General features: G+C 57.3%; 8 protein-coding genes. 5 read left to right on the top strand and 3 right to left on the bottom strand.

From position 1 onward, the window contains the following. Positions 1-18 precede the first annotated feature (18 nt). Both C0617_RS03730 and C0617_RS03725 read right to left on the bottom strand, forming a co-directional pair. The gene (locus C0617_RS03730) at positions 19-1,146 is read right to left on the bottom strand and encodes a patatin-like phospholipase family protein (protein ID WP_291315677.1); all 1,128 of its coding nucleotides are present in this window, start codon (positions 1,144-1,146) and stop codon (positions 19-21) included. A gap of 32 nt (positions 1,147-1,178) precedes the next feature. Next, positions 1,179-1,727: an MXAN_5187 C-terminal domain-containing protein gene (locus tag C0617_RS03725; RefSeq protein WP_291315676.1), complete on the bottom strand. Its 549-nt coding sequence runs from the start codon at positions 1,725-1,727 to the stop codon at positions 1,179-1,181. 139 nt (positions 1,728-1,866) lie between these two features. Here C0617_RS03725 and glmU point away from each other — a divergent pair, with 139 nt between their 5' ends. The 3 genes from glmU to C0617_RS03710 all read left to right on the top strand — a co-directional run bounded on the left by glmU (position 1,867) and on the right by C0617_RS03710 (position 6,981). After that, the gene (glmU, locus tag C0617_RS03720; RefSeq protein ID WP_291315675.1) at positions 1,867-3,267 is read left to right on the top strand and encodes a bifunctional UDP-N-acetylglucosamine diphosphorylase/glucosamine-1-phosphate N-acetyltransferase GlmU; all 1,401 of its coding nucleotides are present in this window, start codon (positions 1,867-1,869) and stop codon (positions 3,265-3,267) included. An 85-nt stretch (positions 3,268-3,352) separates the two neighbouring features. Beyond that, complete coding sequence (gene glmS, locus C0617_RS03715; RefSeq protein ID WP_291315674.1) at positions 3,353-5,182, top strand: glutamine--fructose-6-phosphate transaminase (isomerizing); 1,830 nt, start codon at positions 3,353-3,355, stop codon at positions 5,180-5,182. A gap of 260 nt (positions 5,183-5,442) precedes the next feature. Then, positions 5,443-6,981 carry an IS1182 family transposase gene (locus C0617_RS03710; protein WP_291315673.1) on the top strand — a complete coding sequence of 513 codons (1,539 nt, stop codon included), beginning with the start codon at positions 5,443-5,445 and terminating at the stop codon, positions 6,979-6,981. 479 nt (positions 6,982-7,460) lie between these two features. On the opposite strand, the gene C0617_RS03705 is transcribed toward C0617_RS03710, so the two are convergent. Next, the gene (locus C0617_RS03705; protein WP_291315672.1) at positions 7,461-8,699 is read right to left on the bottom strand and encodes a DUF2130 domain-containing protein; all 1,239 of its coding nucleotides are present in this window, start codon (positions 8,697-8,699) and stop codon (positions 7,461-7,463) included. A gap of 250 nt (positions 8,700-8,949) precedes the next feature. Here C0617_RS03705 and C0617_RS03700 point away from each other — a divergent pair, with 250 nt between their 5' ends. Together C0617_RS03700 and C0617_RS03695 are read left to right on the top strand one after the other, a co-directional pair. Then, a complete protein-coding gene (locus C0617_RS03700) occupies positions 8,950-10,458 on the top strand; it encodes a sigma-54 dependent transcriptional regulator (protein ID WP_291315671.1) in 1,509 nt (502 codons plus the stop codon). Between the two features lie 47 nt (positions 10,459-10,505). Next, positions 10,506-12,812, top strand: a complete 2,307-nt coding sequence (locus C0617_RS03695; RefSeq protein WP_291315670.1) for a DEAD/DEAH box helicase family protein — start codon at positions 10,506-10,508, stop codon at positions 12,810-12,812. Positions 12,813-12,817 lie beyond the last annotated feature (5 nt).

Below are 12,817 nucleotides of genomic sequence, written 5' to 3'. Positions count from 1 at the left end.
AGTCGGTTTCCCTGCGGTTCAGGTGGCCACCTCGGCGGGGGGGGCGGCGTCCAGGTGGGCGTCGGTGGTCGGGATGCCGTGCCGGGCAAAGACCTGCCGAAATTCCCCGTAGAGGTCGCGCAGATGCCCCAGGGTGAGGTGATAGCCGTGATTCATGACGTGGTGACGGGCGGTGTGGCTCATGGGGCTCTGGAAAAAGAGGAGCGACTCTTCCTGGGGCGGCTCGATGAGGAGGATGTCCACCTCGGGGTGCTCCCGGCGGTAGCCCGCCAGGGCCAGGTCCAGCTTTTCCTTGTTTTCGATGCGGCGGGCCTGCTCCCAGGCGAAGGTGATGCCGAGGTCGGCGATGCTGGAGCATTTCCCGAGGGAGAGGGAGGGCAGGCAGGCCCGCTCCATGTCGTTGGCCATCGGCACCCGGGGGTTGAAGACGACGATGAGCTTGGCCCCCTGCTCCAGGGCCACGTCCAGGTGGGTGACCCGGCCCGTCGAGCCGTCCAGGTAGTAGTGCTCCCCGACCTTGTGGGGGCGGAAGAAGAAGGGGATGGCGCTGGAGGCGGTGATCGCCTGGCAGATGTGGACGTCCCGGAAACCCTCGCTGCCGAAGACCACCCGTTCTCCCCGGTCCAGGTCGTAGGCGGGGATGTAGAGCTCCGGGTCGATGAGGTGGAAGGCGTCTCGAATCCCCTCCGTGCGGAAGGAGTGGCAGAGATAGTTCTGCATCGGGCCGAGGGAGAAGAGCCCGGCGGGGAACTGCTCCTGGAGGACGTGGAACAGGTCGGAGCCGGAGAGCCGCAGGCGGTTGCTGTGGAAGTGCCAGAGAATGCGCGGCAGGTTGATTGCCAGTCGGCCGCAGCAGCCGAGGACCTCCCAGAGATCGATGCGGTAGATATCGGAGCGGCGGAAATTGAAGACGCTGCGCTCTTCCCGCGCAATGGCCTCGAACAACTGGGAGGGGGGGATGCGGTTGGCGAGCAGGGCGGCGATGACCGCCCCGGCGCTGACCCCGACGAACATGTCGAACCGACCGGTGGAGAAGCCCGGCGCGAAGAGGCGCTCGAGGGCGGTCAAACAGCCGATTTCGTAGGCCGCCCCCATGATCCCTCCGCCCGCCAGAACGAGGGCCGTTTTTCCTTCGCTTTGGGTCATCCCTTCCCTCTGCAAGTGCCTCGTTCCCGCGCTTATTTCTTGACCCTGACTTTGATTTTCGGACGGCCCGCCTCGGTGACGATCCGGAAGGCCACGTCCCGTTCTCCGAACTGCTCGCGGATCTTTCCCTTCTGCTGCTCCAGGAACGCCGCGATCTGTTCGCGGCTCGGCGTCGGCCCGGCAACCTGGCAGCTGCGGTGGGCCTCGAGATAGTCCCGGTAAAGGCCGTCGAATTCCGACTCGGGAGGCGGCGCCCCTTGCCGAGCCCCGCCCCTTCGGGAGCCGGGGCGGACGAAGCGCCCCTCGTCCATCTGGCGCAGGATGCGGTCCCAGTAGCCGGCGTAACTGTGGTATCGGGTTGCCAGGTTCTGGTACTTGAAGCGCAGGTCGGTCTGCATGATGCGGCGGTTGGCGAAGCGGCGCAGTCGTTTCGCCAGGGTCTCGCGGTCTTTCATCGGCTCGCGCTTTTCCACCCCGTTGAAGTACTGGTCGTACAGGATAACCAGAGTCTTCATACTGTGCTCGATTTCGGCCAGGTCCCGGGCGATGCGGTCGCGTTCGTTTCTCGTTTGGTCCGGCATGCCCCAACTATACTGAAGTTGGCGTTCCCTGCAAAGCGAAAAGCCCTGATTCGGGGGACTTAACCCAACCATGCCTTGACTGCCCGTCGGGCTTTCGTATACTTTGTCACTTCAAAAGCTATTGTTGCGGAGGGGATTGATGAACGAGCAGAATTTGGCAGCGGTCGTCCTGGCCGCGGGGAAGGGAACGCGGATGCGTTCCGGGCGTTCCAAGGTGCTCCATCCGGTGGCGGGGCGGCCGATGGTCCGCTACCCCGTGGAGTTGGCCCGGTCGCTGTGTTGCGACCCGGCGGTTCTGGTGGTCGGCCACGGCGCCGAAGAGGTGCAGTCGGCCTTGGCCGGCGAAGATGTGCGGTTCGCCCTGCAGGCCGAGCAGCTCGGTACCGGCCACGCCCTGCTCTGCGCCGAGCAGGCCCTCGACGGTTTCGCCGGAACCCTGCTGTTGCTGTGCGGGGACGTGCCCCTGCTGCGCCGCCAGACCCTGGAGCGCCTCCTGGCCTACCACCGGAGTCAGGGGGCGGCGGTAACCGTTCTCACCGCCGAGGTTCCCGAACCTCACGGCTACGGGCGCATCGTACGGGACGGCGACCAGGTGCTGCGTATCGTCGAGGAGAAGGACGCCACCCCGAAAGAGAAGACTATTCACGAGATCAACACCGGGATCTACGCCTTCGAGGCGCCGCGGGTCTTCGACGCCCTGCGCCGGGTCGGCAGCGACAACGCCCAGGGCGAGTACTACCTTACCGATGTGCTCGAGGTGACGCGCTCGGCGGGAGAAGCGGTCCGCGCCCTGGCGGCGGCCGATGCCGTGGAGATCATGGGGATCAACGACCGGGTGCAGCTGGCCCGGGCCGACCGCCTCATGCGCCGGCGCATCAACGAGGAGCTGATGCGGGGCGGCGTCACCATCGTCGACCCCGAGGCGACCTACATCGAGGCGGGGGTGGAGATCGGCCGGGACACCATCGTCCACCCCGGAGCCCACCTGCGGGGCGCCACCCGCATCGGCCGCTTCTGCGAGATCGACCCCGGAGCGGTGGTGACCGACTGCGTCCTCGGCGACGAGGTCCACATCAAGGCCGGCTCGGTCCTCAGCGAATCGCAGATCGGCGCGGGCACCGACATCGGCCCCATGGCCCACCTGCGGCCCGGGACGGTGCTGACCGGGGGCAACAAGATCGGCAACTTCGTCGAGACCAAAAAGGCGGTGATCGGGGAGGGTTCCAAGGCCAGTCACCTCACCTATATCGGCGACGCCGAGGTCGGCGCCGACGTCAACATCGGCTGCGGCACCATTACCTGCAACTACGATGGCGTCGCCAAACACAAGACGGTCATCGAGGACGGCGTCTTCGTCGGCAGCGACACCCAGTTCGTCGCCCCGGTGCGCATCGGTCGGGGCAGTCTCATCGGGGCCGGCTCGACCATCACCAAAGACGTCCCTCCCGACTCCCTGGCCCTCTCCCGCGCCGAGCAGAAGATCATCGAGGGATGGGCTTTGCGGAAGAAGAAAAGCGGAAAGAGTAAGACGACGAAATAGTGGGCTAGAGAGAGTTTGAGAGACCGGGTACGGTTTTCTCCTTCACTATTTTCACTCCTTGACTCCCTTGCTGGAGATTTTGACTATGTGCGGCATTGTCGGTTACATCGGAGGGCAGGAGGCCAGTCCCATCATCCTTGACGGCCTGCGGCGCCTGGAGTACCGGGGCTACGATTCGGCGGGGATCGCCACCCTCGACGGCGGTAAAATCGAGACCCGGCGCGCCGAGGGCAAGCTGGTCAACCTCGAACGGCTGCTTCTCGAGCATCCCGTGAAGGGCTGCCGCGGCATCGGGCACACCCGCTGGGCGACCCACGGCCGTCCTTCGGAGACCAACGCCCACCCCCACTATGCCGGGGGGATCGTGGTGGTCCACAACGGCATCATCGAGAACTACCTGGCCCTGAAGGAGAAGCTGCAGGGCCTGGGCCACTCCTTCCGTTCGGAGACCGACACCGAGATCGTCGCCCACCTCATCGACCAGCATTATCGTGAATGCGGCGATTTCGAGGGCGCCGTGCGCCGGGCCCTGGCCGAGGTGCGCGGCGCCTACGCCCTGGCCATTCTCTGCGAGCAGGAACCGAACAAGCTCATCGCCGCCAAGCTCGGCTCCCCTCTCGTGGTCGGCCAGGGGGAGGGAGAATTCTTCGTCGCCTCCGACATCCCCGCCATGCTTTCCCACACCCGGGAGATGGTCTTCCTCGAAGACGGCGAGATGGTGATCTTCGCCGACGGCGCCATGCAGGTCACCGACCTGGAGGGGGCCCCCGTCGAGAAAGAAGCAAAGACCATTACCTGGAGCCCCCTGATGGCCGAGAAGGGAGGCTACCGGCACTTCATGCTCAAGGAGATCTACGAGCAGCCGCGGGCCATTGCCGACACTCTGGCCGGGCGGCTCTCCGAGGAGCAGGGGGACGTCTACCTCGAGGGCCTCAACCTCTCCGATGCCGACCTGAAGGGACTGAGCAAGATCTTCATCGTCGCCTGCGGCACATCCTGGCACGCCGCCCTGGTCGGCAAGTTCCTGATCGAGAAGCTGGCCAGGGTTCCCGTGGAGGTCGATATCGCCAGCGAGTTCCGCTACCGCGATCCCATCGTCGACGCCTCCAGCCTGACGGTCGTCATCAGCCAGAGCGGGGAGACCGCCGACACCCTGGCGGCCATGCGCGAGGCCCGGGGCAAGGGGGGCAGGGCGGTGGCGATCTGCAACGTGGTCGAATCCTCCATCGCCCGGGAGAGCGACGGGGTGATCTACACCCACGCCGGGCCGGAGATCGGGGTCGCCTCCACCAAGGCCTTCACCACCCAGCTGGTGGCCCTGGTGCTCCTCTCTCTGCGCCTGGGGCGGGCGCGGGGCGTTCTCGACGCCGCCGCCGGCCGCAGCCTGCTCGACGAGCTGGTCAGCCTGCCGCGCAAGGTGGAAGAGGCCCTCGAGCTCGACGGACAGATCGAGGAGGCAGCCCGGCTCTACATGGGCGCTGCCGACTTCCTCTACCTGGGACGAGGCAACCAGTACCCCATCGCCCTCGAGGGTGCGCTCAAGCTCAAGGAGATCTCCTACATCCACGCCGAGGGCTACCCCGCCGGCGAGATGAAGCACGGCCCCATCGCCCTCATCGACGAAAACCTGCCGGTGGTGATCGTCGCTCCCCACAACGACACCTTCGAAAAGGTGGCGTCCAACATGGAGGAGGTCCAGGCCCGCTCCGGCCGGGTCATCGCGGTCACCGACGGCGACGGCGGGAGCCTCGCGGGCAAGGCCGACGTCGTCCTGACCCTGCCGCAGACCGCCGACGAGCTGATGCCGGTACTCACCTCGATCCCCATGCAGCTGCTCGCCTACCACATCGCCGTGCTCAAAGGGACGGACGTGGACCAGCCCCGCAATCTGGCCAAGAGCGTCACCGTCGAATAACCTCCACCGGACGAAACGGTTCCGTGTTTATTTAAAATAAAGTTGGCAACCTAAAAATAAAGTTGGCAACCGCAAAAGCCCTCCCCTTTCCAGGGAGGGTTTTTTGTTCTTGAGTGTTTTAGTGGGAGATGTGTTGGTGTGGGGAAGCAATAAGGTTCTTACATGATTTTCTGATCAGTTGATGAATGTTGAGGCTGTAGAAAAACCCTTAAAAATGCTATTATCGTCGTGGTTTTTCGATCTAAACGAGAGGTCACGACATGCCCAAGTTCAAAAACTACGACTACAACCAAATGGTCATGGTTCCGGTAGCATTCGATCAGCAGATTCTGCCCGGCACCTTTGAACACTCTGTTAGCTACCTGGTCGATCACGAACTCGACCTGACTATCTTTCATCATCGCTTCAACAATGACGACAACGGGCGACCGGCCTACGATCCGGCGATTCTGCTCAAGATCGTTCTGCTGGCCTACTCCCGGGGCGTCAGCAGCAGTCGCAAGATCGAAGCGTTGTGCCAGGAGAATGTGGTCTTCATGGCCATCTCCGCCGATAGTCGACCGCACTTCACCACCATTGCCGATTTCATCTCCTCATCGCACAAGGAGATTTCCCAACTCTTCCATCAGGTTTTAATGGTCTGCGACAATTTGGGGCTGATCGGCAAGGAGATGTTCGCCATTGACGGCTGCAAGCTCCCCTCGAACGCCTCCAAGGAATGGAGCGGAACCAAAGAGGAGTTGCAGAAGAAGAGCGCGAAGATCGAGCGGGCTGTTGGCCACATGCTGAAGAAGCACCGGGAAGAAGACCGCAAGGGCGCCCGGGAGGATTCGATCCGGCAGCGTGAAGAGAAGCAGATCGCAACACTGCGCAAAGCCAGCGGCAAGATCAAAAAGTTCCTGGCTTGTAACGATGAGCGCACAGGCATCTCCGGCAAGCCGGTGAAGAGCAATATCACCGACAACGACAGCGCCAAGATGAAGACCGGCCACGGGGTAATCCAGGGGTACAACGGCGTGGCTGCCGTCGATGGCAAGCATCAGGTGGTGGTCGCTGCCGAGGCCTACGGGCAGGGGCAGGAACACGGCCTGCTAGAGCCGATGCTCGACGAGGTGCGGGAGAACCTCAACCGCGTCGGCGAAGACGACGTGCTGGATGAGGCCAAGGTGCTGGCCGATAGCGGCTATCACAGCAAGAAGACACTGGAACATCTCGAAGAGAACAAGATCGACGCTTACATCGCCGACAATGCCTTCCGTTCCCGCGACCCTCGATTCCAGACTGCGGATCGCCACAAGGCCAAAGAGCCGGCCAAGCCGAAGTCCCCGAAGAAGCGTTTCACCGTCGAGGATTTTGACGCCGACACCGAGGAGCAGACCTGTACCTGCCCGGCGGGCAAGACGATGTGGCTCAAGTGCGAACGGGCCAAGATCGGCAACCACATCTTCATGCAGTTTATGGGACGACAAGCCGACTGCGATGACTGTCCCTTGCGGTCCCAGTGCCTGCGCTCGGTGAAGCAGAAGGGCGCCCGGCAGGTCAATGTGCTGCTGGCCACTCTGCCCAAGAGCAAGACCGGACCCATTGAGCGCATGAAGCAGAAGATCGATTCAGCCGTGGGCCGCCACACCTACAGCATGCGGTTAGGAATCGTCGAGCCGGTCTTCGGCAACATCCGCGAGACCTTGGGCCTCAGGCGCTTTTCATTACGGGGCAGGGCAAAGGTTAACGGTCAGTGGAACTTGATGACGATGCTGCACAACATCTTCAAGATCCATCGATACGGATGGGCGACATAAGGGGAGGCAAGGGCCGAAAAGCGCCTTGAAAGGGGCACCGCCCGGGAAAAACTCGCGGGATATCAACCATAAGGTGCTCAGGGTTGAACAGGTGGTTTTCGCGCAGTGAATTTCAAATTTTCCCGAGGAGGGATAAGACGGCCTCTGCCGGGATGGTTTTTCTACAAACTCGTTAGGGATCGCCTAATAAAAATGGCCAGCTCGGATTTCAGAGTTGGCCATTTTGCTTTTTAGGTCATCAGGTTATGGGAAAATATAAAAGTTCTTACAAATTTTCCTGGTCAGTAAAACATAATGCCTCCATCAAGCCAAGAGGCACGTTGGGGGGCATTTTCTTTTTCAGGCACTTACTGTATTTGGAAAATAAAGTCGGGAAATGAAAAATAAAGTTGGAAATGGCCATCCCGTGAGTTCGGGATGGCCATTTTTCTATTCAAGACATCAGGGCGCTTCGTTCGATGAAGAATTAGCCCCGAAACTTAGTGCTCCTCTGCCAGTTCAAGAAGCGGAAGAACTGGTACTGCACTTCCTGCGATTCCTTTCACCGATCCGTAAAAGCCGATGGCATTGTTGAGGACCTTGTCCAGTTGCTTTTCGCGCTCCTTCCAGATTTTTTCCATGGCGCGACGCTCTTTTGCGATGCCTTCTTGCATGTTGCTGAACCCCTCGACAATGGCCTCAATCTGCATCTTGAATTCGGTTCCGGTCAGGTAACCATAGAGGATCTCCATCTTGTCGCCCTTGTTCGTCTGGGCTTTCTGGGCCTCGCCAACACGGCAGATACTGCTCCGAAGAGCTAGTGCCAGACCCTTCATGCTCGGGTAGTCACAAATCCAAACACCATTAATCTCGCCAATTCGTTCTACTCCTTCAGGTAGGACTTCCGTGACAAGAACGGCAATGTCGGCGCCGACACTTTGTTGGTCCTGTTTGAGCTTTTCGATCCAGTTCTTTTGGAAGGCCTTGGTGCGCTTGCTTTCGTAGATGATTTTGCCAATCGGATCACAGTTGCGATCCTGGACGGTGTGGATCGAATCGGCGCCTGTGCAGCCTTTGGGGACTTCCTGTATGTTGTCCAGAAGGAACAGGTTGCGCAGGGTTTCCTCGATGGCCAGTTCTTGGACTTCACCCTGGATCTGCATAGATCCCTGCTCGGCCTTACGCTTCATTTCGTCTAACTGCTTGCGTAAAACATTCAACTGCTCGTCTTTTTCCGCCAGCTTGAATTGGATTTTTTCACCTTCCTGAAGGCGGATCTGTTCTTCTATCTGCTGTGCAAAGTGGTTTTTCTCGCGTTCAAAGCGAATTTCATATTCTTTCTCGCGCTCTCGGTCTTTGCGTTTGAGCTTCTCAAGTTCCAGTTCTTTGTCCTGGAGCTGTTGAATTTTTTGCGTTCGCTCTTTAAGTTCCTCTTGAAGCGTCTGCAGTGCGGTCGCATTCTCGTTTTGAAATTCGGTCTTAAGTTCTTTTCGTAATAGATGTTCGCGTTCGGCTATTTTGGCCCGGACCTGTTTTTCCTGCTCTCGTTGCCGTCGGGCGAGGTCTTCTTCTTGTTTGTTCAGGGCTTCCCGCTCTTGTGCGGCCTGTTGCTCCATCTCGGACTTGGCCACCGCAATTCGCTGGGCAATCTCTTCCTCCATCCGATTCTGAATGACATCTTCAATATTGAATTGGTTATGGCACTTTGGACATTCAATCGTTTGCTGGTTTTGGTTCATGGCAATCTCCTCTATGAAAAATATGGATTATTGTTTTGACTGCTGGGACTCAAGAGCGGTTCCGGCAGTCCCCCCCCTCCAACTGTTGAAGGTATTTTTCTGTTTAGCAATCATAATGCCAAAACTGTAACCATCTGTTATTGAATGCGAATGTGTGCTTGTGGTTGTTTTTTGAGTTTTCTGTATGGAATTTTATTTATAAAATTGTAAATTTATTTATACTTGCTGCAAACATCGGAAGGGATCATCTATGTCTAGAGTTATGTTTGCGTGGATTGGGGGGCATGATTTTGATGCTGCGAGAGGTGTCGGCGAGGGGCTTGGGCCCATAGCGGGCGCAGCTATCGCAGAGCATTTTCATGAAATCGCCTTGTTGAACAACTACGGACCCGATCGAGATGTAGATGGTTATGTTGAATGGCTTAAGGGGAAATGTCAGAGCGATATATTGGTGACCCCGGTCACACTGTCCAGTCCGATTGATTTTGGGGCGATCTACGTCGCCGCAAAGGCCCATGTTGAAAAGATACTTAAGGCCAGTCGGCAGAAGAGCACGCCCGTGTTCCATCTGAGTCCAGGGACTCCAGCCATGTCTGCGGCGTGGATCATCCTGGCCAAGGGCCCCTTTCCTGGCGCCGAGCTTATTCAGACCTCGGTCATGCGTGGACTGGAGCAGGTCGAAATGCCTTTCAATATTTTTACTGAGTTTATTCCGGACTTGGCGAGGGGGGCTGACAGTCGCCTTGTTCAACTGAGTGAGGGGTTCCCGCCAGAAAGCCCAGCCTTTGAAGCCATTGTTCACCAGTGTGCCGATATGAAGGATATCGTCAGTCGGGCCAGGTTGGCTGCAAGAAGAGATGTTCCTGTTCTGATTGAAGGTGAAACGGGGACGGGAAAAGAGCTTTTCGCGAGGGCAATCCACAACGAGAGTCCTCGCGTTGCAGGGAGTTTTGTGGCAGTCAACTGCGGCGCGATCCCCCGAGACCTTTTTGAGTCAGAGTTTTTTGGGCATAAGAAAGGGGCTTTTACTGGGGCCCACCGGGATCATGCTGGTTACTTTGAGCAGGCCAACGGGGGCACGCTTTTTCTGGACGAAATAGGCGAAATGCCACTTGATGCGCAGGTGAAGATTCTTCGAGTATTGAATGACGGCATGTTGAGGCGGCTTGGGGATGGGCAAGAGAGGTCGATTGACGTCAGGATAATTGGTGCTACCAATCGCAGTCTCCTGTCGGAGATTGCTGTAGGGCGATTTCGTGAAGATCTTTTTTATCGACTAGCCGTTATTGTGCTCGGGCTTCCACCGCTCAGGGAGAGGCATGGAGATCTCAGCCTTCTTCTGGATGCAATCCTGGGGCAGGTCAACAAGAAGTTGTCTGACGGTCCAGACTACAGTCATAAGAAATTTTCTGTAAATGCAAGAAATATTATGATTCGGCATGGTTGGCCCGGAAACGCAAGGGAGATGTTTAACACAATTATGCGCATCTGCGTCTGGTGTCAGGGCAAAACGATAAAAGAAGAAGATGTTCGCCAAGCACTTCTTCCTAGCCCTCAGAAACAGAATGCTGATATGCTGCAAAAACCTTTGGGGGAGGGGTTCAAACTTCAGGAATTACAGGCTTTTTTGTCTTCACATTACATCCAAAGAGCCCTAAAAGAGTCGGGCGGCAATAAGAGCAAAGCCGCAACCTTGCTGGGGCTCAAAAACTATCAAACCCTCAACAATTGGATCGAAAAATATGGTCTTGATTGTTGATTGGCACAGCCGTTGCTCAAAAGGGTCTGCAAGAGAGGGAAATGCGAATGGCAAGAAATGAACGGACAACTTGTAAGGATCTGATTGAACCCGTCCTGACCCGAGTCGGGTGGGACTGGGAAGAACAGCTCCACATAGGCCCAGGACGGGTTAATATTACCGGCGAGAGCATGTACGATGAGTCGCAGGCGATCATTGCTGATTACCTGCTCCGTCACCGCGGCATTCCGCTGGCAATATTGGAGGCCAAGGCCGAAACTGAGTCCGCTGCCGATGGTATGCAGCAGGCGTCTCGGTATGCACGGCGCTTGATGATCCGCTTTTCCCTTGCCAGTAACGGTGCGGATTGGATTCTTACCGATAATGACTCCGGTGATTTCGAGACATTTTCTGCTCCACCCAGTCCCGAAGACATTATCAGGCGATTGGGTGTAGAGGTCGATTGGGACCGCTGGGGCGAAACCTTCACAGCCGGCTATCACGTCGATCAGGTTACCCGTAAAAATGTACGCCCCTACCAGGAAATGGCTATCTCAAAAGCACTCTGGAGTTTTGCTCAGGGAGACGACAGAGCCTTACTTCTGATGGCCACCGGCACCGGCAAAACCTTCACCGTGTTCCAGCTAATCTGGAAGATGATGAATGGCGATGCTCTGCCCAAGCAGCATGTATTGTTTCTGACCGACCGCAACAGCCTTAAGGGCCAGGCATTCAGAGCTTTTCAGGCATTTGGTGCATCTGAGCGTGTAGCCATCGATAAAGAAACTGTCGCCAAAGGCAACCACTTGGTGGGCAAGATCTTTTTTGCCAACTACCAGACTCTTGATGAAGAACTGGATGGCAAGAAGGTCTATGAGCACTATGATCCCGATTTTTTTGATCTGGTCGTTATCGACGAATGCCATCGCTCCGGCTTCGGCGACTGGTTCGGTGTTTTTGAGCACTTCGAGAGTGCTCTCCAGCTCGGCCTTACCGCTACGCCACGAGAACTTGAAGAGGTTAAGCGCGAACTCTCCAGTGAAGAGCAGCGTCGCGATACCTATCACTATTTCGGTGATCCGATCTATACCTACAGCCTCAAACAAGCCGTAGAGGATGGTTTTTTAGTTCCCTACCTGCTTGAAGAGCGCATCACCAATGTCGATGAAGAAGGATTCGTCGGTCCTGATGGGAAGCACTACAAAACCCAGAATTTTGAGCGCGAAATCCGCATGCCGGATCGTACCAAAGCCATAGCCAGTGACCTGTGGGAAACCCTGGGTAAATACGGTTTGCGCGATGAAAAAACCATTGTCTTTTGCGTGGACGATACACATGCCGCCTTCATGGCTGCCGAGCTTCGTCGCCTTTCCGGAGATCCGGATTTCGCTGCACGCATTACCCGTGCCGAGCGCAACAGCCATCAACTAGAACGCAACTTTGCCATCGTTGGGCCAAGCAAGCCACGAGTGGCCGTTACCGTTGACCTGTTGACCACCGGCTTCGATGCCCCAGACGTGAAAAATGTGGTTTTCGTCCGGCCGTTGCGCAGTGCCATCCTTTACAAGCAGATGAAGGGGCGCGGAACACGCCTGTGTGAAGACATCAACAAGCGCTACTTTACGATCTTTGACTATTCAGGAGCCAGCCTGCTTGAAGATGCCGAATTTGATGGACATCCCGCCAATCAGCAGAAGCCCAAAAAGCCATCCAAGCCGAAGAAGACGACGAAACAGCCAGAAACCAAACTTGTCGGTGAGGGGATCTCGGTCATTATCTCGGATACCAACCGCTATGTCTGTCTGGCGGATGGAAGCAAGATCCCATTTGAGGAATATACCGATCAATCCCGTGAGTTCATTCAGAGCATCACCACCAAGAATCTCGATGAACTGCTTGGTATCTGGATTGATAAAAATGGCCGTCAGGACCTGCGAGAAGAATTGCGCGATCATGACATTTACCCCTCGGCTTTCCGCCACTACCTTGATCTGCCGAACACTGACGATGTCGACATCCTCGCTAAAATTGGCTTCGATCTGGTGCGGGTTCCGACCCGCCATCAGCGGGTGGATCGTATCTGGGATGAAGACATTCAATGGCTGGACTCGGAACTTGGCATCGTCGTTCCTGGTCGCGATGCCGACCGGTTTGACGGGAACCACCTGAAATATAATTTTTGGCAGACCGCTCTCGACCACTATGGTTTGTACGGAATCGATGACCTTGAGAAAGCCCGCACCTATGGTGCCCCGCAGTTCGCCGAGCAGTTCGGCAGCTTTCAAAACCTCACAGCCAAATATGGCGGGGCGCCTCAGCTTAAAGCTGACCTGGAAGCCGTCAAAAAACACCTTTACGTTTCAATGACAGTTTAAGGATA

Origin of the sequence: Desulfuromonas sp., assembly GCF_002868845.1 — a bacterium.
Lineage (GTDB): Bacteria > Desulfobacterota > Desulfuromonadia > Desulfuromonadales > BM501 > BM501.
Note: the sequence above shows the minus strand (reverse complement) of the source record. Positions and strands in the feature narration are given on the sequence as shown.